This window comes from Providencia rettgeri, from assembly GCF_023205015.1.
Taxonomy (GTDB): domain Bacteria; phylum Pseudomonadota; class Gammaproteobacteria; order Enterobacterales; family Enterobacteriaceae; genus Providencia; species Providencia rettgeri_E.
The window spans coordinates 3,067,351-3,093,782 of record NZ_CP096258.1 but is presented as its reverse complement, the minus strand read 5'-3'; the positions used below and the strand labels follow the sequence as shown (position 1 = coordinate 3,093,782).

Genomic DNA, 26,432 nt, shown 5'->3' with positions numbered 1-26,432 from the left:
TGGGAGGTTCTGTGAAATTAAAATCTTTAGTTTTAGCTGCGATGGTAGCAGGTGCTGCGGTTCCTACCATGTCTTTGGCTGACCCGTTACCCAATGGCCCACACATTACAACTTCGGGTAATGCAATAGTAAAAGCGACTCCAGATATGGCGACGCTGAACATTCTTGTGACAGTCACTGCAAAAGATGCGGCAGCTGCCAAAGCTGGCGTCGATAAGCGAGTTGCAGAGTATTTTGAGTTTCTTAAGAAAAACGGCATTGAAAAAGAAGATATTAACGCGGCAAATGTGCGAACTCAGCCTAAATATGATTACAGTAGTGTGAAGCAAAAATCAACCATCGAAGGCTACACGGCAACACGCTCTGTTGAAGTGAAAGTGAAGAAATTAGACCAACTTAATGTCTTGTTAGATGGTGCTTTAGCCGCAGGCCTGAATGAAATCAACTCAGTACAGTTTGGTGTTGCCAACCCGCAACAGTACCGTGATGAAGCACGGTCTCAAGCGATTAAAAATGCCACAGAACAAGCCAATATCTTAGCTAAAGGCTTTAATGTCCAGTTAGGTCCTGTGTATAGCATTAACTATAATGCACCCGCTGCGGTGCCATATCCAATGGCGGCAAGGAATTATGCTGGGGCGATGAAAGCCTCTGTTGCTGAAGATCTCAAAATTGATGAGACCTATGAACAACAGAGTATTGATTTTAATGACCAAGTCGATGTGGTATTTGAATTAAAACGCTAGCTTTTTGCGGGCTCATCTTCTTGTTTTAACATCTGGCGCCCCGTTTTTAATAGGGCGTCAGTCACCTTTTTCATTGTGCGGCTTTCAGGTGCAAAGCGGTGCCAGTAAAGCATCCGTCTCTGACATAACCCTGGGGTTAAATCAACCAACTCACCATTCGCTAATTCACTTGCTATCTGCAAATGTGGGATCATACAGCAGGTAGAGCCCTGTTTTGCTAACTGTACAAAGGCCTCAGAGGAGTTCACGATATGACATGGAACACTGCCGGGCGATAAACCAAAGTTTTGTTGTACGAAGGCTTGGTGCATATCGTCTAAATGGTCGAAAGCAACTGCAGGGGCTTTTAGTAACGAAGAGCGAGTCACGCCATCTGGGAAGTATTTCGCAGCGAAGTCTGGTGAGGCCACAAAAATATAGTCTAGGGCGCCAAGTTTATCGACTAAACAACCCGGTAAGGCTTGGGGCTGAATACTGATAGCGCCGACCACTTCACCGCGTCTTAAGCGTTCTTGGGTTCGTGTTTCATCTTCAACCTGAATATTTAGGCGAATAGGGCTATTGCCTAATACAGGGTTTAGGGCTGGGAGAAACCAAGTTGCCAAGCTGTCGGCGTTGACGGCAAGTGACAGTAACAAAGGGGTTGAGCCACTATTTTCATCCCCTAACCATTGCTCTTCTAACAGTTCGACTTGATGAAGCAGTGCTAGCAGTTTTTGCCCTTGTTCAGTTGGATGTGGCGGAACGGTACGTACCAGCAGAGGTTGCCCAAATAGGTTTTCTAACTGCTTTATGCGTTGAGACACAGCAGACTGCGTGATGCAGAGCTTTTGAGCCGCGCGCTCAAAGCCGCGTTCACGGATAACGGCATCCAGTGCTTGTAATGCGCGATAGTCAGGGCGCTTCATCAAAAAAATCTCCTTGTTGTTATTCTATTAAGCACTATGCCATATTTTTACACGCAACACTTAAAAATATTATCGTTGTGGTGCAAATCCCAAGAACCGTGACATAAATACAGCGAACAAAGCTGCAACTTATTGGGTGTCCGGTATATACTAGTGTTTAATAACCTTAATCACGACTCAATTAAATCTTAAAAGGCATGAGTATGACTCAGGATGAATTAAAAAAAGCGGTAGGTTGGGCTGCACTTGATTATGTAAAACCGGGCACTATTGTTGGTGTTGGAACGGGGTCAACGGCTTCACACTTCATTGATGCATTAGCGACAATGAAAGGTCAAATAGAAGGTGCGGTATCAAGCTCAGAAGCATCAACTCAAAAACTAAAATCACTGGGAATTACAGTATTTGATTGTAATGAAGTGGATTCATTAGATGTTTATGTTGATGGTGCTGATGAAGTTGACCATCACATGAATATGATCAAAGGCGGTGGTGCGGCTTTAACACGTGAAAAAATTGTTTCAGCAATTGCAAAAACCTTTGTCTGTATTGTTGATGAGTCTAAGCTAGTTGATGTGTTAGGTAAATTTCCACTACCCGTCGAAGTGATCCCAATGGCGCGTAGCTATGTGGCACGTGAACTGGTCAAATTGGGGGGTACGCCAGAGTACCGTCAAAATGTGATTACTGATAACGGCAATGTGATTTTAGATGTCCATAATTTAAATATCGTTGACCCTGTGGCATTAGAAAATACGATTAATGGGATTGCGGGGGTTGTAACCGTTGGGTTATTCGCCAATCGCGGTGCTGATGTTGTTTTGATGGGGACTGCAAACGAAGGTGTGAAAACCATCAAGCTATAATCGATACCATATTTAATTATTCCAATAAGCCAGCGGCGTTATACTCGCTGGCTTATTTGTCTTACTGATATTTTGACATTAGTTTATGCATAGATAGAAGCTAAATTAATTAACCAGTTTTATAAATATCATCAATTTAAAATTTATTTTATTTTTTTTAATACCCAGCTATTTTGGTGATATATCTCACACAAATAGGCATTGTGCAGGAAAAATCCTTATTTTGTGTTATCGCCCCTGATTTTCTACCATTTAACTTCTTTTTCTTCGCGCTTTTTAGCATCCATTAAGCAAACGGTTGTATTGCTACTACGCTATTTTTTGCTATGTTGGTATACGCTTCATAGCTCAAGGTAGATGGATGTCATCTCTCTTGAGCTATGTTAGGCAAACACATGGGTTCATCTGTTATAAATCTTAAGTACGTTCACGATAGGGTAGGGAAATGGTTAAGGTATCTTTGCAAAAAGACAAAATTAAATTTTTACTGCTAGAAGGTGTGCACCAAAGTGCGGTTGATAACTTAAAAGCCGCAGGCTACACCAATATTGAATATCACAAAAGTGCGTTATCCGACGAAGAATTAAAAGAAGCGATTAAAGATGCACGTTTTGTAGGTATCCGTTCCCGTACTCATCTTACTGAAGAAATTTTCGCTGCAGCAGAAAAACTCGTTGCAGTAGGTTGTTTTTGTATTGGAACCAACCAAGTTGATTTAGATGCTGCGGCAAAACGTGGTATCCCTGTATTTAACGCACCATTTTCGAATACACGTTCCGTTGCAGAAATGGTATTAGGCCAATTATTACTTTTACTACGTCGTATTCCTGAAGCCAATATGCAAGCACACCGAGGTATTTGGGAAAAACAAGCTAAAGGCTGTTTTGAAGCGCGTGGTAAGCGCCTTGGGATTGTTGGATATGGTCACATTGGTACTCAGCTAGGGATCTTAGCTGAAGGTATCGGTATGAATGTTTTCTTCTATGATATTGAAAACAAACTCCCTTTAGGTAACGCAACTCAAGTTCGCTCTTTAACTGAACTGCTGAATATGAGTGATGTGGTTAGCTTACATGTGCCTGAAACCCCAAGTACGAAGAATATGTTTGCTAAAGAACAATTCGATCGTATGAAGCCTGGCTCTATATTCATTAACGCATCACGTGGAACAGTCGTGGATATTCCTTCACTGGCCGCTGCGTTAGAAACCAAGCATTTATCAGGTGCTGCGGTGGATGTCTTCCCAAGTGAACCCGCTGCGAACAATGACCCTAATGACCCATTTATCTCTGAATTGATTAAGTTCGACAATGTGATTTTAACACCGCACATTGGGGGCTCTACAGAAGAAGCTCAAGAAAACATTGGGTTAGAAGTGGCAAGTAAACTGGCTAAGTATTCAGATAACGGTTCAACATTATCGGCGGTTAACTTCCCAGAGGTTTCTCTGCCAGTTCATACTGAAGACACAAACCGTTTCTTGCATATTCATGAAAACCGCCCTGGTATTTTGAATAGCATCAACCAAGTCTTCACTGAAAATAACATTAACGTTGTTGGCCAGTATTTACGTACATCAGGCAACGTAGGTTATGTGGTTATTGACGTATTAATGCAAACGCCAAACCAAACAGATGAAGCACTCCAGAAATTAAAAGATTTGCCTGGAACCATTCGCGCGCGTTTACTGTTCTAAGTTACGCTAAAAATGGTGTGAAATGATGGCGCGGGTATTTATGACCAGCGCCATATTTTTTGCGGCGTAATAATTTCGGGTAACGGAATATCCCAGTGCGCGACAGGGAGTTTTTCTACTTGCTGGCAATTATGGGCAAGGCCAATGGGATAAAACCCAGTTTGTTGCCAATTTGCAAGAGTCCTATCGTAGAACCCACCTCCCATCCCTAACCGTTGCCCTTGAGTATCAAATGCCACTAATGGAATAAGCATGATATCTAATTTCTCAAGGGGTAGCACATTTCTGACATCCAGTGGTGGCTCATCAATATTAAATCGGTTTTTAACGAGTTGGCTGTCTGGGCGATAGTGAAGAAATAATAAATGGTGGCGACTAAAAGGGTGTAAAACAGGGAGATAGACTTGTTTGCCTTGGGCCCATAGCGCATGAATGAGCGGTTTGGTGTCAATTTCCCCATCAAAAGAAAGAAACAAAGCAATCGTGTTGGCTTGTGCAATTTTCGGGTGGCTTAATGCATTATGCATGAGTTGCTCAGCGGCACTCTGTTGTTGTTCAAGGCTTAGTTGGCGGCGTGCCTGACGGATAGCTTGACGTACCAGCTGGCGTTGTGTCGAGAGAGAATCTTGCATGTGATAACCTGTTATAAATACGATAAAAACAGTTAACCCAGTAATTATATTACTTAGAGTATATCGCAAGATGGTAAGTTATGTAGAAAACAAATGAAAAATAAGCAGGAACTTAATTGAGGGTCTCCAAGATGCCGTTGTAGGCTGTAACCCTTGAACCCTTGGTTCAAGGTGAACGCAGTTTAGCAACCTTTAGGCTTCCTGAGCGAATCAGGCATGCTCACCAGCGCCATAACCACATTCTATTTAGTTGAAATATCGGCTCAGGGGACTCGCCCACTCACGCGCATCTCAGAGAAATTTGGTTTGAGAACTTATCGTTACTCAGTGATTTCATTGTACGAAACTAGATTTAAAATGCAACCTTAATTTTGTATATTTTTTTCTACTAGTGTCTGATTAATAAGCAGATTTACTCTAGGGGCAATACCTGCCTCTCAGTAATTTTCACCTGATCGTGCAACGCTTGTTCGATTGTGTGCTGCAACATTTTTATTTTCTCTTCCATATTATAAGCATAATCACGCGTTTTTGTCTTTTCTTGTGCTAATTCGTGACAGACGTTCAATGCTACAATAAAAATAAGTTGTTCCGTGTTGGTCACACCGCTTCTATCTTTTAGATTTTGCAAGCGTTGTTCTAATTCTTTAGCCGACTCAAGAAGGGCCTCTTTTTGTTCTGCTGGGCAATTGACTCGCATTGAGCGCCCGAAAATCTGGATGTCGACAGGTTGTGCGGACATTATACCTCCATACTGAATAATACTCGCCGTAAATACATCATATTTGGCGCAATTAATAGATAAGACAAAAGCATACTGGTCTAGCGGCTATCCTTGATGGTAGCATATCACGAATCATAAGCTAACATGACGAATTCAGATGTCTATACAAAAATCTTTACCAAACTATGAATCACTGGACAAATTGCTACAACAGCACTCAATCGCACTTACTGCTGCGGAGATCCATGGTCTAATAACCGGGTTGATCTGTGGTGGGGGCCGTGACCATAGCTGGCAAACGTTGGTCCATGACCTTGCTAACGATGGATTAGCGTTCCCACAAACGGTTTCGCAGCCATTACGAGAGCTCTTCGATACCACATTTGACGCACTTGATGATAGCGAATTTGCATTTACCCTGCTATTTCCTAGCGAAGAAGCGTCTATTTTTGACCATGCTGATGCGTTGGCGGGTTGGGTTAATCACTTTTTATTAGGTATGGGGGTTACACAACCGAAACTGGCTGATAAAAAAGAGATAAGCGAAGTTATCACAGATTTACGCAATATTGGTATGCTTGGTTATGACGAAGACGAAGACCAAGAAGAACTTGAGCAAGCGTTAGAAGAAGTAGTTGAGTATGTCAGGGTGGCAGTGCAATTATGTTACATTGCGTTGATTGAGCCGACTAAAGGCCCTACAGCTGTAGAAAATGATAAACCGGTTCTTCATTAGTTTCTATCAATATGAATTTTCAAAGCACTTAACTTAATCAATCAATACTTTATTATTGATAAACTAAGTGCTTGAAAACGAGGTGTATCCAGATTTAAGTCATGTCGCCAGTATATGTTGTATGTGATTGATTAAACACAAACAATATATTCAGCAATCTAATTATTCTGATAATAAGGCAAAAACGGTATGAATAAACAGGAATTTATTTCTCGTCGCAATGCATTATTGGCTCAAATGCAATCAGGCAGTGCAGCAATTATTTTCTCAGCGCCTCCAGCGCAACGTAATGCGGATTGCGAATACCCGTATCGTCAACATAGCGACTTTCTGTATTTAACGGGGTTTAGTGAGCCTGAAGCCGTATTAGTCCTGATTAAAAGCGATGAGAAACATAGCCATACTGTTCTTTTTAACCGTGTTCGTGATTTAACCGCTGAGATTTGGTTTGGTCGCCGCCTTGGGCAAGACGCCGCACCTGAAAAATTAGGTATTGATAAAGCGTTACCTTTCAATGAAATAGAAGAGCAACTTTATCAATTACTGAATGGCCTCGACGTGGTTTATCATGCACAAGGTGAGTTTGCCTATGCCGATAAATTGGTATTTGATGCCTTAGATATTCTACGTAAAGGTAGCCGTCGTAACTTACGCGCGCCACAAACATTGGTTGATTGGCGGCCGATTGTCCATGAAATGCGCTTATTTAAGTCGGAAGAAGAAATTAATACCCTGCGTATGGCTGGGCGAATTTCTGCTCTAGCACACGTCAGAGCAATGGAAACTTGCCGGCCGAATATGTATGAATACCAACTTTGTGGTGAGTTAGAACATGAATTTACTCGCCATGGTGCACGTTTCCCTTCATATAACTCCATTGTGGGTAGTGGTGAAAATGCCTGTATTTTGCACTACACCGAAAATGAGAGCCTAATGAAAGATGGCGAACTCGTGTTAATTGATGCGGGTGCAGAATTTGATGGCTATGCAGGGGATATCACGCGAACTTTCCCAGTTAATGGCAAATTTAGCCAAGCACAACGAGAAATTTACGATATCGTCCTTAAAGCGTTAAATACCGCATTAGCTTTATATCGTCCGGGTACCAGTATCCATGAGGTGACACGTGAGATTGTGCGTATCAAAACAGAAGGTCTTGTTGCACTTGGAATTTTACAAGGCGATGTGGATCAATTGATCGAAAACAAGGCATATCATCCATTCTTTATGCATGGTTTAAGTCACTGGTTAGGGTTAGATGTACATGATGTGGGTTTTTATGGCACAGACCGAGACCGTATACTTGAAGTGGGGATGGTATTAACTGTCGAGCCTGGTTTATATATTGCACCAGATGCAGATGTGCCGCCACAATATCGCGGTATTGGTGTACGTATCGAAGATGATATTGTGATCACCGAAAACGGAAATGAAAACTTAACAGATTTAGTCGTGAAAGACCCTGATGAAATTGAAGCCCTAATGGCGGCAGCAACGCACAATTTAGGGTAGATGTCAGTCATCATAGAAAGGTAATAAACAACGCATGAATGTGATCATCGTGGGGGGCGGTATGGCGGGTGCAACATTAGCACTGGCAATATCATCCCTTAGCCAAGGAAAATTATCGGTTTCACTAATCGAGGCTGTTGTGCCAGATGGCAAACATCCCGGGTTTGACGCACGTGCGATTGCGTTAGCCCACGGCACTTGTCAATCATTAGCAAAAATAGGCGTTTGGCCTGCTTTAGCAGATTGTGTGACCCCCATTAATCGCGTTCATGTGTCTGATAGAGGCCATGCCGGTTTTGTGAATATTGCTGCTGATGATTATCATATCGATGCTCTAGGCAATGTGATTGAACTGCACGAAGCGGGCGCCCGTCTGTTTTCATTGTTACGTAAAGCGCCCGGAGTCACTCTTTATTGCCCTGCAAAAGTAGAAAATGTCCATCGTGAACAAGATATCGTTACGGTCACTTTGGATAATGGTGATGAGGTAACCGGGGAATTACTAATTGCTGCGGATGGCAGCCATTCCGCTATTGGCAAAGCCTGCCATATGCAATGGCAACAGGACGATTATGGGCAAGTGGCCATTATTGCGAATGTGAAAACTGCCATTGACCCAAAAGGCCAAGCCTTTGAGCGCTTTACTGAATTCGGTCCTTTGGCATTATTACCTATGTCACAAGGGCGCAGCTCTTTAGTGTGGTGCCACCATCAAGAACAGGCCGACGATATCAACGCGTGGGATGATGAAACATTTATTAGCAAGTTACAGCAAGCGTTCGGCTGGCGGTTAGGCGAAATTATTATGGCCGGTAAGCGTCATTGTTATCCACTGGTATTACGTAAAGCGCTTAACCCAGTTAGCCATCGAGTCGTGTTAGTGGGGAACGCTGCTCAGACCTTGCACCCCATTGCGGGACAAGGCTTCAATTTAGGCATCCGTGATGTGATGCAACTGGCTCACATTGTGGTAGATGCAAATGCGAAAGGGCAAGACATTGGTCGTTATTCATTATTAAGCCAATACCAACAAGCCAGAGCGTTAGATAGAGACAAAACGGTTTCGATAACCGACGGTTTGGTCCGTTTATTTGCGAATCGCTGCTTACCGCTTATTGTCGGCCGTAACTTAGGTTTAATGGCAATGGAAATGTTGCCACCAGCTCGTGATATTTTGGCTCGCCAAACATTGGGCTGGGTTGCTCACCAATAACCACGAAATAAAGAGGAATAAAAAATATGCAGTCATTTGATGTGGTTATCGCCGGTGGTGGTATGGTTGGGTTAGCACTCGCTTGTGGGCTTGAAGGGAGTGGACTACGTGTTGCGGTCATTGAAAATCATCCACCGAAGGTGCCATTCAGTGCCGCAGAGCCGCACGCATTAAGGGTATCTGCCATTAATGCAGCAAGTGAGAAGTTACTGACCCACTTAGGTGTATGGTCAACCATTAAAGGAATGCGAGCTTCAGCTTATAATGGCATGGAAGTTTGGGATAACGACAGTTTTGGGCGAATTACGTTTACCGCTCAAGAACGTAACCTAACCCATTTAGGGCATATTGTTGAGAACAATGTTGTACGTGATGCCCTATGGCAAAAAGTATCGCAACTTCGCGATGTGACATTATTAGCCCCCGCAACGATTAAAAAAGTGGTGTGGGGGGAAAACGATGTTTTTATTACGTTAGATGATGAAAACATGTTAACAGCGCGGTTAATTGTGGGGGCTGACGGGGCAAACTCGTGGTTGCGTAGCCATGCCGATATTCCATTAACCTTTTGGGATTATGAACATACCGCGTTAGTTGCTACGATCCGAACCGAAAAACCTCACGAAGGCGTTGCTCGCCAAGCTTTTGATGGTGAAAGTATTTTGGCATTTTTACCATTAAGTGACCCACACCTTTGTTCGATTGTCTGGTCTCAACCGGCCACGGAGGCAGCAAGACGCCAGTCTTTAGCACCCGCTGATTTTAATAAAGAACTGGCAGTTGCGTTTGATGTTCACCTTGGCCTCTGCCAAGTTGAAAGTGACCGATTAACCATTCCTCTGACGGGGCGCTATGCAAGGCAATTTGCGGCTCAACGTTTAGCGCTGTTAGGGGATGCGGCACATACCATCCATCCATTAGCTGGCCAAGGGGTTAACCTTGGGTTTATGGATGTCGCCATGCTAATCGGTGAAATAAAACGTTTGCACCGTGAAGGTAAAGACTTTGGCCAATACTTATATTTGCGTGATTATGAACGTAGCCGCAAACATAGTGCAGCACTGATGTTGGCGGGTATGCAAGGTTTCCGTGAATTGTTCGATGGTAATAACCCTGCGAAGAAATTACTTCGTGATATCGGGCTGGTCTTAGCGGACAGTTTGCCAGGGGTTAAACCGCAATTATTAAACCATGCGATGGGTCTGTTTGATATGCCTAAGTGGTTGGAACAGTTACAAGTCGAAGACGCCCTCTAAATCCTTTTCCCAAAAGGCACAGTTGATAAAATTGTGCCTTTTTCTTATGTCAAAATACAGAGCGTCGTAATTGAACTCTGCATAAAAATAATTTTTATTATTACGTTTTAGTATGAATAGCGGAACTCTCTCTTTCTATCATGACTGAAAAAAACTAATTACATTCGTTTTTCGCATTAGTTTTATTTATATTGCTGTAATGAGCTTTATTGTCAAAGTGACTATTTAAATTCTATTTGTGGTTATATTTCGTGCTATTTTCCCCTGAATGTAAGGATTTTGAGTGATCATTCTCAATTATTTAACAAAAAGCGCTGGCAAAATCAGAGCGCAATCAGTAATACAGAGGAATGGTCGCCCTATTTTTTTTTATAGGATAGAACAGCAAACAGTGGTAGGTTTTTAAAAAGTTATCGTTTGCGTTGGGGTAAAATTATCAAGGTATTTTATTGCAGATGGGTAATTTTCACCACGCAATCACCCTGTCATATTAATAATGCAAAGAGGGTATTCATGGTAAAGCAAACAACACTATATGATGAACATATAGCCTGCGGTGCAAAAATGGTCGATTTTCATGGTTGGATGATGCCGTTGCATTATGGTTCGCAGATCAATGAACATAATTTTGTCAGAACCGAAGCAGGGATGTTTGATGTATCCCATATGACTATTGTCGATTTACACGGTGAAGGTTGTCGTGATTTTCTGCGTTACCTTCTCGCCAACGATATCAATAAACTCACAGAACAAGGCAAAGCTTTATATACAGGTATGCTGAATGCTTCCGGTGGTGTTATTGATGACCTGATTGTGTATTACTTTGCTGATGACTTTTATCGTCTCGTTGTAAACTCCGCAACACGTGATAAAGACCTCGCTTGGATTGAACAACATGCTAAAGGCTATGCGGTTGAAATTCGTGTGCGCGATGATTTAGCGCTCTTGGCTGTTCAAGGGCCGCAAGCGCCAGAAAAGGTTCATTCGTTACTCAGTTCAGAACAAAAAAACAGCATCGAAGGAATGAAACCCTTTTATGGTGTTCAAGCCGGGGACTTATTTATTGCAACCACTGGGTATACGGGTGAAAAAGGTTATGAAATTGCTATGCCTAAAGAGCAGGTCGTTGAATTTTGGCATAAACTGCTTAAGGCAGGGGTTCACCCAGCGGGTTTAGGGGCACGTGATACTTTACGTCTTGAAGCCGGTATGAACCTATATGGGCAAGATATGGATGAAACGATTTCGCCATTAGCTGCAAATATGGGATGGACGGTTGCTTGGAAACCTGAAGAGCGCCAGTTTATTGGCCGTGAAGCATTAGAAAAATTACGCGAACAAGGTACTGAAAAACTTGTCGGTATTGTGATGCGTGAAAAAGGTATACTGCGTGCAGGGCAAGTTGTCCGCTTTACTGATGAACTGGGGAAACTACAAGAAGGGGTGATAACCAGTGGCTCTTTCTCACCAACCCTAGGTTTTAGTATTGCGTTAGCACGTGTCCCGAACGGAATTCAAGATAAAGCGATTGTTGAGATCAGACAAAGAGAAATGCCAGTTGAAGTCGTTAAGCCAGGCTTTGTCCGTGAAGGAAACCGCTTAGTGTAAATTTGGGCAGATCGAATTAATAAATTTAAAAATTGAGAGGCTAGTGATGAGCAATACACCTAAAGAATTAATGTATACCCGTGAACATGAGTGGCTGCGTGACGAGGGAAATGGTGAGTATACAGTAGGTATCACCGAACATGCGCAAGAGACGTTGGGTGACATGGTGTTTGTAGATTTACCCGAAGTGGGGACTGCGGTAAGTGCAGGCGATGACGTTGCAGTCGTCGAATCAGTTAAAGCGGCATCTGATATTTACGCACCATTGAGTGGCGAAATTGTGGCAGTTAATAGCGAGTTGAATGACGCACCAGAGCTCGTGAATGAACAACCGTATCAAGAAGGTTGGATTTTCCGTATTAAGGCGTCGGATACCGCAGAGCTGGCGGATTTGATTGATGCGGCGGGGTATACGTCTATGATCGAAGCCGAAGAATAGTTTATTCGTCATATTTTGTGTTGTGGCGGTGTTGGCTACGCTCACTCGCCCTAGTCACATACTGGTGTATGCTCCTAGGGTCTCATTCGTTTGCCGCCTAGCCACAACCTCGTCATATTTCATCTTGTGGCGGTGTTGGCTTCGCTCATTCGCCCTAGTCACATACTGGTGTATGCTCCTAGGGTCTCATTTGCTTGCCGCCTAGTCACAAGATGAACTATTTAGAGGATTGATAAAATCTAATTAGTTAGAAACAAGAAACAAGAAACAACTGCAATATCATTGATTTTAAGCGTTATCTCGCAAGTTCCGTAATAGCCGCCCTACAACTTATGCATAGCAGACAAAGGATGGGAACACAGATATGTCGATGTCACTGAGTCAATTAGAAAACCGTTCAGAATTCATTTCGCGCCACATAGGTTCATCAGAACAACAATTAAAAACCATGTTAGACACCGTGGGTGCAACGTCATTAGATGCTTTGATGGACAAAATTGTTCCCAAAGCCATTTTACTTGCTGAGCCTCCAAGAGTGGGTGGTGGTGCAACGGAGCAAGAAGCTTTAGCGGAATTAAAAGCGATAGCATCACTCAATAAGCGCTACAAAAGCTACATAGGTATGGGCTATGCACCTGCAGTGCTTCCGCCTGTTATCTTGCGCAATTTATTAGAAAACCCGGGTTGGTATACCGCTTATACGCCATACCAACCCGAGGTATCACAAGGCCGTTTAGAATCACTGCTGAATTTTCAACAGGTCACTATCGATCTTACGGGGCTAGATCTCGCATCTGCATCGTTATTGGATGAAGCAACTGCGGCAGCGGAAGCCATGGCGATGGCAAAACGGATCAGCAAACTGAAAGATGCAGAACGCTTCTTTGTTGCAGATGATGTTCATCCGCAAACTCTCGATGTTGTTCGCACACGTGCGGGCACCTTCGGTTTTGAAGTGATTGTCGATAGCGCAGAGAAAGTGTTGGAGCATGAAGGTGTTTTTGGTGTGCTACTTCAACAGGTTGGTACAACAGGTAACGTCCATGATTACAGTTCACTATTTGCTCAACTAAAAGAGCGCAAAATTGTCAGCTGCGTTGCTGCAGATATGATGGCTCTTGTGCTGTTAGCTGCTCCGGGTAAACAGGGTGCTGACATTGTATTCGGCTCAGCTCAACGTTTTGGTGTACCAATGGGCTACGGTGGCCCACATGCAGCATTCTTTGCTTGTCGTGATGAGTTCAAGCGGGCGATGCCGGGACGTCTGATAGGTGTTTCACGTGATGCGGCAGGCAACACCGCGCTGCGTATGGCGATGCAAACTCGTGAGCAACATATTCGTCGTGAAAAAGCGAACTCGAATATTTGTACATCTCAAGTGTTGTTAGCCAATATTGCCGCCATGTATGCGGTTTACCATGGGCCACAAGGGCTGAAAATGATCGCTGAGCGTATCCATCGCTTCAGCTCTATTTTCGCTAAAGCATTAGCAGACGCAGGGGTTTCGTTACGCCATAAAACTTGGTTTGACACGCTCTGCATTGAAGTGGCAGACAAAACAGCGGTGCTAGCACGTGCAGAGAAAGCTAAAGTGAATTTACGCACTGATATTCGTGGTGCAGTTGGTGTGACGTTTAGTGAAATCACGACTCGCCAAGATTTAAATGAATTATTTGCGGTGATCACAGGTATTGAAGCTAAGTTGGATTTTGAAAAGCTCGACCAATCGGTTTCAGCGGCAGAGCAAGGGATCCCAAGCGCAATGTTACGTGATGATGAAATTTTAGCGCATCCAAACTTTCATCGTTACCATAGTGAAACCGAAATGATGCGCTATATGCATAGCTTAGAGCGCAAAGATTTAGCATTAAACCAAGCGATGATCCCACTGGGTTCTTGTACGATGAAGCTCAATGCGGCAGCGGAAATGATCCCAATTACGTGGCCTGAATTTGGCGAGCTACACCCATTCTGCCCACCTGAGCAGGCTCAAGGTTATCACCAAATGATAGAGCAGCTTTCTCATTGGTTAGTGCAATTGACCGGTTATGATGCGGTTTGTATGCAACCTAACTCAGGGGCTCAGGGGGAATATGCAGGTTTATTGGCTATTCGTCGCTATCATGAAAGTCGCAATGAAGGGGAACGAAATATTTGTTTGATCCCGGCCTCTGCTCACGGTACCAATCCAGCTTCTGCGCATATGGCGGGTATGGAAGTGGTGGTAGTGCGTTGTGATGATGAAGGTAATATCGATTTAGCTGATTTACGTGAAAAAGCTCAGCAACATAGTGAAGCACTTTCTTGCGTGATGGTAACTTACCCATCAACCCATGGGGTATATGAAGAAAGTATTCGTGAAGTGTGTGAAATTATTCACCAATATGGTGGTCAAGTATACCTTGACGGTGCAAATATGAATGCTCAGGTTGGGCTAACAACCCCAGGCTTTATTGGTGCGGATGTGTCTCACCTGAATTTACATAAAACATTCTGTATCCCTCATGGTGGCGGTGGTCCAGGCATGGGGCCTATTGGTGTGAAAAAACACTTGGCGCCGTTCGTACCGGGGCATTCTGTGGTTGAGCAAGAAATGTTAACCGACCAAGGTGCGGTATCTGCAGCGCCATTTGGTAGTGCATCAATTTTGCCAATTAGCTGGATGTACATTCGTATGATGGGCTCTTATGGCTTACGTAAAGCGAGCCAAGTGGCTATTTTGAACGCTAACTATATTGCTAAGCGCCTTTCTGGTCGTTATGACATTTTATATACAGGGCAAGACGGTTATGTGGCTCACGAATGTATTGTTGACTTGCGCCCAATTAAGAAAGACACCGGTATTAGTGAGCTCGATATTGCTAAGCGTTTAATTGATTATGGTTTCCATGCGCCAACCATGTCTTTCCCTGTCGCAGGCACTTTAATGATTGAGCCGACTGAGTCTGAAAGTATGACGGAAATTGACCGTTTTATTGATGCGATGTTAGCTATACGCGATGAAATTGACCAAGTAGTGAAAGGGCAGTGGACACTCGAAGATAACCCTCTCGTGAATTCGCCTCATGTGCAAACAGAGTTAGTCGGGGAGTGGTCACATCGTTATAGCCGTGAGCTTGCCGTGTTCCCTACAGCACAAACCAAAGCAAATAAATACTGGCCAGCGGTTAAACGCCTCGATGATGTGTATGGTGACCGCCATTTACACTGCTCGTGCGTACCGATTGAAGATTATATGTAGGAATGAATCACGCTTTTCATTAAATAGTGTGAATTAAATGTTTTTAGGCTTGATTTCAGTAGGTTACTGAAATCAAGCCTTTATTATGGGTGTTTCTAGCCCGAATATTGTGAAATACCCGTGTAATTTTTACCTTGATAGAGTTTTTCCACTCCGCCTGTTTCCATGACGACTTGGTAAATCCCCCCATTAAGGTCGGCGACATACATCAGTTGTGCTGGTTTATCATATGTGAGCCCAATCGCCTCTTTAAAACCACGGCTTATTACTTTGTAATGGCTCAATCCATCAGCAGCAATAGTGGCACAATTTAAGCTATTACCATCGGGCTCAGCACCTCTATCTGTCCAATATAAAATATGGGCTTCTTCATCAAGCAATAAATCAATAGGTTCGGGTAGGTTTTGAAGGAGCAATTGAATATCAGTGCGTTGATTGGCTGATTGCTGGGTTTTAGGTGTTAATGGCGCCCTAAAAATACGGCCTAAATTGCCTTTAGCGGTGCCTTTTTGTGTCCAATAGAGCCAGTTATTTGCAACATCAACAGTAATACCAACGCACTGGTCTAATATATCTACGTTATTGTGTTTATCTCGAGGCCTTGCTACATGGATTAATAAATCAGAGCCATCGACATGACATGAGGAAACCATACCGCCTTCGCGGTCACACCAATATAATCGTTGATTGACTAAATCAAGATGCAATTGTTTTGGTGTTCTTATTTTCCCATTGCCTAATAGCATTTTTCTGCCAGTACCATCAAAATTTATTACATTGATGGATCCATCGTCAGCATCATAATCATCCCCCATATTGCTCCAATAAATTAATCGATTAGTAGGGTCAATGGCAATGCCGTCAGGAGTTCCACCGAGCCCTTCGATAATTGGGGTTGTTTGATGTGTTGATTTATTGAATTGAATGATCGCGGGAGAATGGACATCTAGTAGTAAAAGGTAAGGGGTTGAATATTCATTGAATTTTTGCATTTTAAACCTCTTAGGCAAATGTTCAATGATAAAGATAGGAGTGATATTAATAATTAGCAAGTTATTAATATTGATATTTCTTTATTAGTCGAGATTAATAATTATATATAGAATATAAAGTAGTTTATTATTTAAATTAAAATAATGAATTAGTGAAAAGCATATCTTGTCACAGACAATATAAATTAGATGAGTGTAATACGTTAAATAAAGCGGCTTTTCAGCCGCTTTTGGCGAAAATTACAACAACCAACCTTTTTTTTGAGCGAGTTCTAACTGTAATTTTAACTGCTGATAAAACTCAGGCAGAATTTGTTCGATATAATCACACTTACTGAGTACTTGCTCAAGGCGGATATTATTTTCAACCCAACTTTGTCCTTGATTGTGCAAGTTCATTAGCATTGGCATCGCTCGGTCAATGGCATTTGCATAGACAGACTCTGGTGTTTCTAATGCATCGTATTCATTCCACAACGCTAAAAGGGTTTCAGCTTGTGGGCTAGGCAACAAGTTAAAGATACGGTTAGCGGCTTTAACTTCTTCTTCATGAATCGCATCACGAGCTGCATTATCAAAGACCAATACATCACCTGCGTCAATTTCAACAATGTCATGCACAAGGGCAAGCTTTATCGCATGTTCGATATTAATGCCTTGTACATAAGGTGCAAAACTCATTGCTGCAACCGCAAATTGCCAACTATGCTCTGCGGTGTTTTCTTGGCGTTCACGGTTCAATAACTTATTTTTACGATAAACGCTTTTGAGTTTATCTAATTCCATTAAAAATTGGACGACTTCGGTAAAAGCCCCAAAATTAACCACCTCTACGGGCTTGCTACCTAATGCAGATGACATAAAAACTCCAATTAATTCTCTTCTAATGAATAAGGTAGTGGCACGATGGTTAGATGACTTTGCTCATCACCCATAACACGGAAAACGCTATCGGCTTCCATGTCATTATTCATAATGACCTGTACATAAATTTCGCCACTACCTAAACGGATAGCGGCCAAAACAGTTCCCGTGCGGCGCCATTTATCACCAAGCTGCCATTCCACACCTTCACCAATGACAGGAATGGAGGTGCCAGTGCCTTTTAAGGTATACATCGCGCGTTTATTTGCACCACGGAATTTTGCTCGTGCAACCATTTCTTGCCCGGTATAACAGCCTTTTTTAAAGCTAATACCATGAGGTAGAGCTTGTAAATTAGTGGCTTGAGGTAAATGTTGGGCACTATTTGCTTGATCGATAACCGCAAAACCGGCTTCGATATCAAGGGCTAACCATTGTTCATCGTTGACCTGAATAGCACCTAAGCTTTGGGCCATTTTTTGTGCGGTTTCTTCGTTGGTGATCACTAAAAAACGCTCGGTGGGTAATGCAAAATGCAATATTGTGGAAGCGCCGTCGGTAACGACCTGATTTTGATCGTCAGGCAATGCAGTAAATAATGTGGCTAGCGCTTCTCTAGCGCCTTGACCTGCCACTCCCATTAATTTAAGGTCCGATTTTTTTTCAAAGGTAACCTTTGAGAAAACCGCATATTTTTTCAGTTCGGCGAGTTGTGAGTCGGCAACACTGGTTCTTAATAAATAGGAATAGCCATCTAAATGATGGAATAGGCGGAGGTCGCTCCACATCTTACCTTTAGGATCACAATGTGCTGTTAATGCATGTGATTGTTTAAGTGTGGCGATATCTGCGGTTACTTGGCCTTGCAGGTATTTCTCTGCATCAGCGCCGTGGATATGAATAAGTTCCCAGTTTTCCAGTGAAATCAAAACGAGTGGTAAAGACTGAGAGCCGAGAGGGAATTGCTGTGTACTATCAATTTGGTTAGTCATGATTTCACCTGTTGTTCTTTGATAGATAAAGGTGCCTAATGGTAAAATAGCTAGATAACATTGCAAGTAGTTATTATGATGAACCTGTATTATCTAATAGTTTTTTATCATCTGTTTGTAGAAAAACGGTATTTTACTACTAAAATTACAACAATGTTGTCTATGACATGTTTTCTTGGCGGATAATCTGTTAGAGTATGGAAAATAATCAATCTAATCAGTTAACTGCAAAAAAGGCCGTAGTGGAATGGATATTGAGAACAAAGCACGAATTCATTGGGCATGCCGCCGTGGTATGCGTGAATTAGATATTTCAATCATGCCGTTTTTTGAGTATGAATATGATGACCTGACAACGCATGATAAGCAGGTATTTGTCCGTTTATTAGAATGTGCGGACCCTGATTTATTCAATTGGTTAATGAATCACGGTCGCCCAGATGATGACGAACTTTTTCGTATGATTAAACTGATTCAGGAAAAAAATAAAAATCGTGGTCCTGTGGAAATCTAATCTCTCCATTTCATGGAAAACTCAACTGTTCTCAACCTGTGTTCATGGGGTTGTTGGGATGATTTTGCTATTGACACCATGGTCTCCTGAGAACTCAATGATATGGCTACCACTATTAGTGGTTGTGGTTGCGAGTTGGGCTAAGAGTCAAAAAACGATAAGTAAAATAAAGGGTGTTGCTGTACTGGTTAATGGCAATAAGGTGCAATGGAAGAAAAACGAGTGGAGAATACTAAAAGCGCCTTGGCTTAGCCGTTATGGGACATTGCTGACACTAGAAGCTTTGCAGGGTAAACCGCAAAAGGTTTATTTGTGGGTAGCGAAGGACGCCCTGTCAGAAGATAATTGGCGTAATTTAAACCAGTTATTGCTGCAATATCCTGATATTTAGGCTACCAAATCATCGGTGTTAAACCGCATGGGTAGCCTAAGTGTATGTAGATAACCCTCACTTTGGGTTATCAATCATCCAGTCAATATAAGCTTGCATCAACTTGCATTATAACAACGCTTCGATTTCCTGAAAAATCTGTACACACCACTGTGCAATGCGCTCATCGGTTTGTTCAAACTGGTGGACTTCATCTAATGCAAGGCCAACAAACATATCACCGGTATCATTGAGTGGTTTAGGGCTATCAAAGGTATAGCCTTCGGTTGGCCAGAAGCCAACAAATTTAGCACCAGTTGGTTTCAGTTGGTGATAGAGCATTCCTAGGGCATCAAGGAACCACTCGCCATAATCTATTTGGTCACCCAAACCATACATAGCAATGATTTTATTTGCTAAGTCAAGATTGGGAAGCGCTTCCCAAATTTCAAGCCAATCTTCCTGTATTTCACCAAAATCCCATGTAGGTATTCCCAAAATAAGAACATCATACTGTTCCATTTCTGTAGGCGGTGTATCGTTAACGTTATGAAGTGTGACTAAATCATCGCCGAGAATATCACGTATTTTTTCTGCAACCATTTCGGTATAACAGGTACTAGAACCGTAAAAAAGACCTATTTTCATATATTTTATTACTATGTCCAGCTATGGTTTTCATCACAAGAGATGTATTGTAACAGAAGCAGCCACATTCAGGCATAATAGAATCGTGTGGTATTATCTAAAGGAAGCTTATTTGTCGTGGAAACAAAACAACTTAATCCATTAATTGAACAATTTCTTGATACAATTTGGCTTGAACAAGATCTTGCCGAAAATACATTGGCTTCTTATCGTAATGACCTTCAACTATTAGATAAATGGCTTGATGCACATCAGTTGCATTTAGAAAATGTTCAATCAATTGACCTACAATCTTTTTTTGCTGAACGCATTGATTGTGGATATAAAGCAACCAGTTCGGCACGTTTATTAAGTGCGATGCGTCGACTCTTTCAATATTTGTACCGGGAAAAAATCCGTTTGGATGACCCTTCAGCGGTGATTGCTGCCCCAAAAATTCCGCAGCGTTTGCCCAAAGATTTAAGTGAAAAGCAAGTTGAGGATTTATTAAATGCTCCTGCGACTGAAGATGCTTTAGAGTTACGTGATAAAGCCATGTTGGAAGTGCTATATGCATGTGGTTTGCGTGTTTCTGAATTAATCGGATTAACGTTTTCAGATATTAGTTTGCGGCAGGGGGTTATTCGTGTTGTCGGTAAAGGCGATAAAGAAAGATTGATTCCCTTGGGGGAAGAGGCAATATATTGGCTAGAGAAATATATTGATGAAGGCCGCCCAGATTTATTAAATGGCAAAACGAGCGATATTCTATTCCCGAGTAAGCGTGGCACGAAAATGACTCGGCAAACGTTTTGGCACCGAATAAAATATTACGCAGTACTTGCTCATATTGATAGCGAGCTACTCTCACCGCATGTTCTTAGACACGCATTTGCAACCCATTTACTCAATCATGGGGCGGATCTACGCGTGGTACAAATGTTGTTAGGTCATAGTGATCTATCAACCACACAAATTTATACTCATGTAGCGACTGAACGGTTACGAGTATTACATGAGCAGCATCATCCAAGGGGGTGATGCATGATTAAAGGACTATTTATGAAACGCAAATTGATATTATTGGCTGCGGCATGTATTGCAACGTTGACTTCCTCAGTCTATGGAGCAACGGAAGAAAAAGTTATTCGTGATACGTTGGAAAAATACAACATGGTTGTTGAAGTGATTAAACCTTCACCTATTGTTGGGCTGAATTTTGTTGAAACATCAACCGGTGTCGTATACATCACTGATGACGGCAAATATTTATTGCAAGGGCCAATTTATGATATGAGCGGTAAAACCCCGGTTAATATCAGTAATCAGCCATTAATGAAAAAAGTAGAAGCGCTCAAAGATGAAATGATTGTTTTTAAAGCACCGCAGGAAAAGCATGTTGTGACCGTTTTTACCGATATTAGCTGTGGTTACTGTAAAAAATTACATGAATCTGTTGGTGAACTAAATAGCCAAGGTGTCACGGTGCGTTATCTTGCATATCCACGTCAAGGTGCGGACAGCGACGTAGGGAAAAAAATGGCGTCTATCTGGTGTAATGGCCTACCACAAAAAGCGCTAACGCAAGCGTTTAAAGGTGAGGAAATTGCCATGATTGAAGATTGCAAACTTGACCTAAGCAAACACATGAGTGTGGGTAATTTATTTAAAGTGACGGGAACACCAGCAATCATCCTACCGGATGGGCAATTACTACCTGGCTACATGAAACCGGATGCCCTTGTTCAATTACTCAACGAAAAATAGTTAATTATTGTGAATGTAGAAACACTCTTACAACAAAGGCAGCAGCAAAGTTCTGCTGCTCAACTTCCTGGCTTGCCTGAACTATTACAACGGATTTACCAACACCGAGGCGTCACCGATATCACTCAATTAGAGCGTAAAGCAGCCAATTTATTGGATTATCGGACATTATCGGGTATTGATAAGGCATTACCGCTACTTTATCGTGCTTTAAATGAACATGAGGCTATCACCATTGTTGGGGATTTTGATGCCGACGGAGCAACCAGTACTGCGTTAGCTATTCGAGCCTTAAAATCAATGGGATATCGGAATATCAATTATATCGTTCCGAACCGCTTTGAAAATGGTTATGGTTTAACACCTTTGGTGGTTGAAGAGGCGCGTAACCAAGGAACGAATCTTATTATTACCGTTGATAATGGCATTTCATCCCATGAAGGCGTTGAAGCCGCTAGCCACTATGGAATAAATGTCATTATTACAGATCACCATCTGCCGGGGGAAACGTTGCCTGCTGCGGATGCGATAATCAACCCGAACTTAAATGAATGTAGCTTTGCCTCTAAATCATTAGCGGGAGTTGGTGTTACATTTTATTTAATGTCGGCATTACGTGCGTATTTACGTCAGCAAGGGTGGTTTGTGCAACAAGGCGTGGCAGAGCCTAATTTAGCCGAGTACCTTGATTTAGTTGCGCTGGGAACGGTCGCAGACGTAGTTCCTCTGGATGTAAATAACCGTATTTTAGTTCACCAAGGGCTTAATCGGGTTAGAGCAGGGCGTTGTTGCGCGGGTATTAAAGCCCTCGTTGAGGTTTCCAAGCGGGATTTATCCAGGTTAGTGGCAAATGATTTCGGTTTTGCACTTGGCCCTAGGTTAAATGCAGCAGGTAGATTAGATGATATGTCAGTGAGCATTGAATTATTACTGACTGACGATATGGCCTATGCGCGGGAACTGGCAAATGAGTTGGATGGGCTAAATCAAACTCGCCGTGAGATTGAAGCGGGTATGCAGCAAGAAGCTCTCGTGTTTTTTAATCAATTCGAATACGGTGAAAACCAGCTACCAAATGGCCTAGCCATTTACCATCCCGAATGGCATCAAGGCGTTGTAGGGATATTGGCTTCTAGGATCAAAGAACAATACCATCGTCCGGTTATTGCATTTGCTCCTGCGGGTGATGGCTTATTAAAAGGTTCAGGGCGCTCCATTCAAGGGGTACACATGCGCGATGCACTTGAACGCTTGAATACCTTACAACCGGGGTTAATGCAAAAGTTTGGTGGTCATGCGATGGCAGCAGGCTTGACGCTTGAAGTGGATAAATTTGATGCTTTTAAACATCACTTTGAGCTATTGATGGGAGAACTTATTCAGCCTGAACAACTTGCTGGAGTGATATGGAGTGATGGTGAGCTTTCTCGCAATGAATTTTGTTTAGAAACCGCGGAACTTATTCGAGAGAGTGGCCCTTGGGGACAATCATTCCCTGAGCCAGTATTTGATGGTGAATTCCAATTATTACAGCAAAGGCTAGTGGGTGAGCGTCATCTAAAACTCATGTTAGAGCCAGTGAATGGCGGCCCAATGTTAGATGCCATCATGTTTAATATTGATGTTCGTCGCTGGCCAGATAACAGTATCAAAAAAGCTAAAATTGCTTTTAAGTTGGATGTGAATGAGTATCGTGGGCAAAAGAATGTGCAGCTAATGGTTGAACATATTTGGCCTGATTAAACGGGTAACTAACACACTGAATAACGATGAAATAGCGTTTGATGGCGCTATAAACATGAGATAAATTCCGCTATACTAAACGGTTTGTGAATAAAAAATTATTTTTGACTAACCATAAGATATTGAAAAATGACGTTTGAAATAAACCCAGTAAAAAGTAAGATTCAGGACCTGTCTGAGCGGACAGTGGTTCTGAGGGGGTATCTTTGACTATGATGCCAAGAAGGAACGCTTAGAAGAAGTCAACGCTGAGCTTGAACAGCCTGATGTTTGGAATGAACCCGAAAGAGCGCAAGCCCTTGGTAAAGAACGTTCATCGCTTGAAGCGATTGTTGAGACGATTGACCAGATGACGCAAGGCCTTGAAGATGTTGAAGGTTTATTAGAACTTGCAGTTGAAGCTGACGATGAAGATACATTCAATGAAGCAGAAGCTGAGTTAGAGCTATTACAGGGCAAATTAGAGCAACTTGAATTTCGTCGTATGTTCTCAGGCGAATACGATAGTGCAGACTGCTATATTGACTTACAAGCGGGTTCTGGCGGTACTGAAGCGCAAGATTGGGCGAGTATGTTATTGCGCATGTACTTGCGTTGGGCTGAGTCAAAGGGCTTTAAAACCGAGATTATCGAAGAGTCTGATGGTGATGTTGCTGGGCTAAAATCGGCAACGGTCAAAATTATTGGTGACTATGCCTACGGGTGGCTAAGAACGGAAACAGGCGTTCATCGCTTAGTCCGTAAGAGTCCATTTGACTCAGGCGGGCGTCGTCATACTTCTTTTAGTTCTGCGTTTATTTATCCTGAAGTTGATGATGATATTGATATCGACATCAATCCAGCGGATTTACGTATTGATGTATACCGTGCTTCTGGTGCTGGTGGTCAGCACGTTAACAAAACGGAATCAGCGGTACGTATCACACATATTCCAACCAATATTGTGACGCAATGCCAGAATGACCGTTCGCAGCATAAAAACAAAGACCAAGCGATGCGCCAGTTAAAAGCGAAGCTATACGAACTGGAAATGCAAAAGAAAAATGCAGACAAGCAAGCGATGGAAGAGAACAAATCTGATATTGGCTGGGGAAGCCAGATTCGTTCTTATGTCCTTGATGATGCAAGAATTAAAGATTTACGTACTGGTGTGGAAACGCGTAACACGCAAGCCGTACTGGATGGTGATTTGGATAAATTCATTGAAGCTAGCTTAAAAGCTGGCCTGTGAGGAAAAAATGTCTCAGGAACAACAAGGTGTTGAACAAGCACCTGATTTGAATAACGAACTTAAAGCCCGTAAAGAAAAGTTAGCGGCACTGCGTGAAAAAGGGATTCCATTTCCAAATGATTTTCGTCGTGAAGATATTTCCGATAAAATTCATGCGCAATATGATGATAAAACATCCGAAGAGCTTGAAGACCTAAATATTGAAGTGTCGATTGCTGGCCGTATGATGACTCGTCGCATCATGGGTAAAGCATCATTCGCAACGTTACAAGATGTTGGCGGGCGTATTCAGATTTATGTTTCCCGTGATGATTTAGCGGAAGGCATCTATAACGAACAATTTAAAAAATGGGATTTAGGCGATATTTTAGGCGCGAAAGGCCGTTTATTTAAAACCAAAACAGGTGAGTTGACCGTTCATTGTCATGAAGTTCGTTTATTGACTAAAGCATTGCGCCCATTACCTGACAAATTCCACGGTTTATCAGACCAAGAAACACGTTACCGTCAGCGCTACCTTGACTTAATCGCGAATGATGAATCTCGTCATACTTTTATTGTTCGCTCCAAGATCCTCGCTGAAGTGCGTAATTTTATGGTTGGTTACGGTTTCATGGAAGTCGAAACCCCAATGATGCAAGTCATTCCAGGTGGTGCTTCTGCGCGTCCATTTGTGACTCACCATAATGCATTAGATATCGATATGTACTTGCGTATTGCGCCTGAGTTGTACTTGAAGCGTTTAGTTGTTGGTGGTTTCGAACGTGTGTTTGAAATCAACCGTAACTTCCGTAACGAAGGCTTATCTCCACGTCATAACCCAGAATTCACCATGATGGAACTGTATATGGCGTATGCGGATTATCGTGTTCTGATCAAGCTAACAGAAGATTTATTCCGTACATTGACACAAAATGTTTTAGGTAACACGGTTGTTCAGTATGGTGAGCAAGAGTTTGATTTTGGTAAGCCATTTACCAAACTCACAATGAAAGAGGCAATTTGCAAATATCGTCCTGAAACTAACGTTGCTGATTTGGACGATATGGATAAAGCAGTGGCTATTGCTCAATCAATTGGTATCAAAATTGAGAAAAGCTGGGGGCTTGGCCGCATTCAGTGTGAAATCTTTGAAGAAGTTGCAGAGAGCCACTTAATTCAACCGACATTCATCACTGAATATCCTGCTGAAGTTTCACCATTAGCGCGTCGCAATGATGATAATCCATTCATTACTGACCGTTTTGAATTCTTCATTGGTGGCCGGGAAATTGGTAACGGTTTCTCGGAATTAAACGATGCAGAAGACCAAGCTGAACGTTTTGCAGAGCAAGTTCGTCAAAAAGACGAAGGCGATGACGAAGCAATGTTCTATGATGAAGACTATGTTACTGCATTAGAACATGGTTTGCCGCCAACAGCTGGTTTAGGTATTGGTATTGACCGAATGGTGATGTTATTCACTAATAGTCATACTATTCGAGATGTTATTTTATTCCCTGCTTTACGTCCTAGCAAAGCTTAAATGCGAGTATGCCCGGTTAATATCGGGCATACATTAACATTTATAAGCTATCCACATTGACTCTTCTTATGCTTTATTCAATCAGTTCATTTTAGTTATAAGATAAAACACTCTTTACTAGACGCTAAATGAGTAAGCTAAAATAAAATCACTGAAAAGTGCTTTTTTAGTGATTATGGCTATGTAATCACTAAATTTTTATTAAAAATAAATTTGAGTTACGAATCGTA

24 protein-coding genes and 1 other RNA gene are annotated in these 26,432 nt (G+C 42.3%); 17 read left to right on the top strand and 8 right to left on the bottom strand.

Going from position 1 to position 26,432, the window contains the following annotated elements; translation table 11 throughout:
* The first annotated feature begins 11 nt into the window (after nucleotides 1–11).
* Nucleotides 12–746 carry an oxidative stress defense protein gene (locus tag M0M83_RS14140; RefSeq protein WP_213914566.1) on the top strand — a complete coding sequence of 245 codons (735 nt, stop codon included), beginning with the start codon at nucleotides 12–14 and terminating at the stop codon, nucleotides 744–746.
* Here the strand turns inward: M0M83_RS14140 and M0M83_RS14135 are convergent.
* Complete coding sequence (locus M0M83_RS14135) at nucleotides 743–1,654, bottom strand: LysR family transcriptional regulator ArgP (RefSeq protein WP_125894120.1); 912 nt, start codon at nucleotides 1,652–1,654, stop codon at nucleotides 743–745. The genes M0M83_RS14140 and M0M83_RS14135 overlap by 4 nt on opposite strands.
* Nucleotides 1,655–1,857: 203 nt before the next feature.
* Between M0M83_RS14135 and rpiA the strand changes: the two genes are divergently transcribed.
* Nucleotides 1,858–2,520 carry a ribose-5-phosphate isomerase RpiA gene (rpiA, locus tag M0M83_RS14130; protein ID WP_004913074.1) on the top strand — a complete coding sequence of 221 codons (663 nt, stop codon included), beginning with the start codon at nucleotides 1,858–1,860 and terminating at the stop codon, nucleotides 2,518–2,520.
* Nucleotides 2,521–2,965: 445 nt separating this feature from the next.
* Nucleotides 2,966–4,216, top strand: coding sequence for a phosphoglycerate dehydrogenase (serA, locus tag M0M83_RS14125; RefSeq protein WP_213914565.1), 1,251 nt, complete (start codon nucleotides 2,966–2,968; stop codon nucleotides 4,214–4,216).
* 38 nt (nucleotides 4,217–4,254) lie between these two features.
* On the opposite strand, the gene M0M83_RS14120 is transcribed toward serA, so the two are convergent.
* From M0M83_RS14120 to zapA, 3 genes are all read right to left on the bottom strand, one after another.
* On the bottom strand, nucleotides 4,255–4,848 hold the full coding sequence (locus tag M0M83_RS14120; protein WP_248466788.1) for a 5-formyltetrahydrofolate cyclo-ligase: 594 nt from the start codon (nucleotides 4,846–4,848) through the stop codon (nucleotides 4,255–4,257).
* A gap of 119 nt (nucleotides 4,849–4,967) precedes the next feature.
* Nucleotides 4,968–5,149, bottom strand: a non-coding RNA gene (gene ssrS, locus M0M83_RS14115) — 6S RNA.
* A 111-nt stretch (nucleotides 5,150–5,260) separates the two neighbouring features.
* Nucleotides 5,261–5,590 (bottom strand): cell division protein ZapA, encoded by a 330-nt coding sequence (zapA, locus tag M0M83_RS14110; protein WP_125894114.1) that lies wholly within the window; start codon nucleotides 5,588–5,590, stop codon nucleotides 5,261–5,263.
* 139 nt (nucleotides 5,591–5,729) lie between these two features.
* Here zapA and M0M83_RS14105 point away from each other — a divergent pair, with 139 nt between their 5' ends.
* From M0M83_RS14105 to gcvP, 7 genes are all read left to right on the top strand, one after another.
* Nucleotides 5,730–6,308, top strand: coding sequence for a YecA family protein (locus tag M0M83_RS14105; protein WP_125894112.1), 579 nt, complete (start codon nucleotides 5,730–5,732; stop codon nucleotides 6,306–6,308).
* 189 nt (nucleotides 6,309–6,497) lie between these two features.
* Nucleotides 6,498–7,820 carry a Xaa-Pro aminopeptidase gene (gene pepP, locus M0M83_RS14100; protein WP_213914563.1) on the top strand — a complete coding sequence of 441 codons (1,323 nt, stop codon included), beginning with the start codon at nucleotides 6,498–6,500 and terminating at the stop codon, nucleotides 7,818–7,820.
* A gap of 34 nt (nucleotides 7,821–7,854) precedes the next feature.
* Nucleotides 7,855–9,033 carry a 2-octaprenyl-6-methoxyphenyl hydroxylase gene (ubiH, locus tag M0M83_RS14095; RefSeq protein WP_213914562.1) on the top strand — a complete coding sequence of 393 codons (1,179 nt, stop codon included), beginning with the start codon at nucleotides 7,855–7,857 and terminating at the stop codon, nucleotides 9,031–9,033.
* Nucleotides 9,034–9,059: 26 nt separating this feature from the next.
* Nucleotides 9,060–10,289: an FAD-dependent 2-octaprenylphenol hydroxylase gene (gene ubiI, locus M0M83_RS14090; RefSeq protein WP_213914561.1), complete on the top strand. Its 1,230-nt coding sequence runs from the start codon at nucleotides 9,060–9,062 to the stop codon at nucleotides 10,287–10,289.
* A gap of 513 nt (nucleotides 10,290–10,802) precedes the next feature.
* Complete coding sequence (gcvT, locus tag M0M83_RS14085; RefSeq protein WP_248466787.1) at nucleotides 10,803–11,897, top strand: glycine cleavage system aminomethyltransferase GcvT; 1,095 nt, start codon at nucleotides 10,803–10,805, stop codon at nucleotides 11,895–11,897.
* A 46-nt stretch (nucleotides 11,898–11,943) separates the two neighbouring features.
* Nucleotides 11,944–12,336: a glycine cleavage system protein GcvH gene (gene gcvH / locus M0M83_RS14080; protein ID WP_125894102.1), complete on the top strand. Its 393-nt coding sequence runs from the start codon at nucleotides 11,944–11,946 to the stop codon at nucleotides 12,334–12,336.
* A 364-nt stretch (nucleotides 12,337–12,700) separates the two neighbouring features.
* The gene (gcvP, locus tag M0M83_RS14075) at nucleotides 12,701–15,577 is read left to right on the top strand and encodes an aminomethyl-transferring glycine dehydrogenase (protein ID WP_213914559.1); all 2,877 of its coding nucleotides are present in this window, start codon (nucleotides 12,701–12,703) and stop codon (nucleotides 15,575–15,577) included.
* A gap of 95 nt (nucleotides 15,578–15,672) precedes the next feature.
* Here gcvP and M0M83_RS14070 read toward each other — a convergent pair whose 3' ends face one another.
* The 3 genes from M0M83_RS14070 to ygfZ form a co-directional block, all read right to left on the bottom strand.
* Entirely contained in the window at nucleotides 15,673–16,569 is an 897-nt protein-coding gene (locus tag M0M83_RS14070) for a YncE family protein (protein ID WP_248466786.1), read from the bottom strand.
* Between the two features lie 240 nt (nucleotides 16,570–16,809).
* Complete coding sequence (locus M0M83_RS14065; RefSeq protein ID WP_125894096.1) at nucleotides 16,810–17,430, bottom strand: HD domain-containing protein; 621 nt, start codon at nucleotides 17,428–17,430, stop codon at nucleotides 16,810–16,812.
* Between the two features lie 11 nt (nucleotides 17,431–17,441).
* Nucleotides 17,442–18,425, bottom strand: coding sequence for a tRNA-modifying protein YgfZ (gene ygfZ / locus M0M83_RS14060; RefSeq protein WP_125894094.1), 984 nt, complete (start codon nucleotides 18,423–18,425; stop codon nucleotides 17,442–17,444).
* A 247-nt stretch (nucleotides 18,426–18,672) separates the two neighbouring features.
* Here ygfZ and sdhE point away from each other — a divergent pair, with 247 nt between their 5' ends.
* A complete protein-coding gene (sdhE, locus tag M0M83_RS14055) occupies nucleotides 18,673–18,939 on the top strand; it encodes an FAD assembly factor SdhE (protein WP_004261864.1) in 267 nt (88 codons plus the stop codon).
* On the top strand, nucleotides 18,920–19,330 hold the full coding sequence (locus tag M0M83_RS14050) for a protein YgfX (protein WP_213914557.1): 411 nt from the start codon (nucleotides 18,920–18,922) through the stop codon (nucleotides 19,328–19,330). Before sdhE ends, M0M83_RS14050 begins: the two co-directional genes overlap by 20 nt.
* 108 nt (nucleotides 19,331–19,438) lie before the next feature.
* On the opposite strand, the gene fldB is transcribed toward M0M83_RS14050, so the two are convergent.
* A complete protein-coding gene (gene fldB, locus M0M83_RS14045; protein ID WP_125894089.1) occupies nucleotides 19,439–19,957 on the bottom strand; it encodes a flavodoxin FldB in 519 nt (172 codons plus the stop codon).
* Nucleotides 19,958–20,074: 117 nt separating this feature from the next.
* On the opposite strand from fldB, the gene xerD reads away from it, so the two are divergent.
* The 5 genes from xerD to lysS all read left to right on the top strand — a co-directional run bounded on the left by xerD (nucleotide 20,075) and on the right by lysS (nucleotide 26,202).
* Nucleotides 20,075–20,977 (top strand): site-specific tyrosine recombinase XerD, encoded by a 903-nt coding sequence (gene xerD, locus M0M83_RS14040; RefSeq protein WP_109912915.1) that lies wholly within the window; start codon nucleotides 20,075–20,077, stop codon nucleotides 20,975–20,977.
* A gap of 21 nt (nucleotides 20,978–20,998) precedes the next feature.
* Entirely contained in the window at nucleotides 20,999–21,703 is a 705-nt protein-coding gene (dsbC, locus tag M0M83_RS14035; RefSeq protein WP_248466785.1) for a bifunctional protein-disulfide isomerase/oxidoreductase DsbC, read from the top strand.
* Between the two features lie 9 nt (nucleotides 21,704–21,712).
* The gene (recJ, locus tag M0M83_RS14030) at nucleotides 21,713–23,446 is read left to right on the top strand and encodes a single-stranded-DNA-specific exonuclease RecJ (protein WP_213914556.1); all 1,734 of its coding nucleotides are present in this window, start codon (nucleotides 21,713–21,715) and stop codon (nucleotides 23,444–23,446) included.
* Between the two features lie 129 nt (nucleotides 23,447–23,575).
* Nucleotides 23,576–24,677 (top strand): peptide chain release factor 2 gene (gene prfB, locus M0M83_RS14025; protein ID WP_248466784.1). Its coding sequence is split into 2 segments (ribosomal slippage): nucleotides 23,576–23,653 and nucleotides 23,655–24,677, totalling 1,101 coding nucleotides; the frame shifts between segments, so codons are not numbered across the junction.
* Between the two features lie 7 nt (nucleotides 24,678–24,684).
* The gene (lysS, locus tag M0M83_RS14020) at nucleotides 24,685–26,202 is read left to right on the top strand and encodes a lysine--tRNA ligase (RefSeq protein ID WP_248466783.1); all 1,518 of its coding nucleotides are present in this window, start codon (nucleotides 24,685–24,687) and stop codon (nucleotides 26,200–26,202) included.
* Nucleotides 26,203–26,432 lie beyond the last annotated feature (230 nt).

Bases quoted from the DNA above. Each gene is read 5' to 3' on its own strand.
- zapA (WP_125894114.1), bottom strand. From the start codon at position 5,590: ATGTCCGCACAACCTGTCGACATCCAGATTTTCGGGCGCTCAATGCGA.
- M0M83_RS14065 (WP_125894096.1), bottom strand. From the start codon at position 17,430: ATGTCATCTGCATTAGGTAGCAAGCCCGTAGAGGTGGTTAATTTTGGG.
- M0M83_RS14120 (WP_248466788.1), bottom strand. From the start codon at position 4,848: ATGCAAGATTCTCTCTCGACACAACGCCAGCTGGTACGTCAAGCTATC.
- ygfZ (WP_125894094.1), bottom strand. From the start codon at position 18,425: ATGACTAACCAAATTGATAGTACACAGCAATTCCCTCTCGGCTCTCAG.
- lysS (WP_248466783.1), top strand. From the start codon at position 24,685: ATGTCTCAGGAACAACAAGGTGTTGAACAAGCACCTGATTTGAATAAC.
- ubiI (WP_213914561.1), top strand. From the start codon at position 9,060: ATGCAGTCATTTGATGTGGTTATCGCCGGTGGTGGTATGGTTGGGTTA.
- ubiH (WP_213914562.1), top strand. From the start codon at position 7,855: ATGAATGTGATCATCGTGGGGGGCGGTATGGCGGGTGCAACATTAGCA.
- serA (WP_213914565.1), top strand. From the start codon at position 2,966: ATGGTTAAGGTATCTTTGCAAAAAGACAAAATTAAATTTTTACTGCTA.
- gcvH (WP_125894102.1), top strand. From the start codon at position 11,944: ATGAGCAATACACCTAAAGAATTAATGTATACCCGTGAACATGAGTGG.
- M0M83_RS14070 (WP_248466786.1), bottom strand. From the start codon at position 16,569: ATGCAAAAATTCAATGAATATTCAACCCCTTACCTTTTACTACTAGAT.
- gcvP (WP_213914559.1), top strand. From the start codon at position 12,701: ATGTCGATGTCACTGAGTCAATTAGAAAACCGTTCAGAATTCATTTCG.
- fldB (WP_125894089.1), bottom strand. From the start codon at position 19,957: ATGAAAATAGGTCTTTTTTACGGTTCTAGTACCTGTTATACCGAAATG.
- M0M83_RS14105 (WP_125894112.1), top strand. From the start codon at position 5,730: ATGTCTATACAAAAATCTTTACCAAACTATGAATCACTGGACAAATTG.
- gcvT (WP_248466787.1), top strand. From the start codon at position 10,803: ATGGTAAAGCAAACAACACTATATGATGAACATATAGCCTGCGGTGCA.
- sdhE (WP_004261864.1), top strand. From the start codon at position 18,673: ATGGATATTGAGAACAAAGCACGAATTCATTGGGCATGCCGCCGTGGT.
- dsbC (WP_248466785.1), top strand. From the start codon at position 20,999: ATGAAACGCAAATTGATATTATTGGCTGCGGCATGTATTGCAACGTTG.
- rpiA (WP_004913074.1), top strand. From the start codon at position 1,858: ATGACTCAGGATGAATTAAAAAAAGCGGTAGGTTGGGCTGCACTTGAT.
- M0M83_RS14135 (WP_125894120.1), bottom strand. From the start codon at position 1,654: ATGAAGCGCCCTGACTATCGCGCATTACAAGCACTGGATGCCGTTATC.
- pepP (WP_213914563.1), top strand. From the start codon at position 6,498: ATGAATAAACAGGAATTTATTTCTCGTCGCAATGCATTATTGGCTCAA.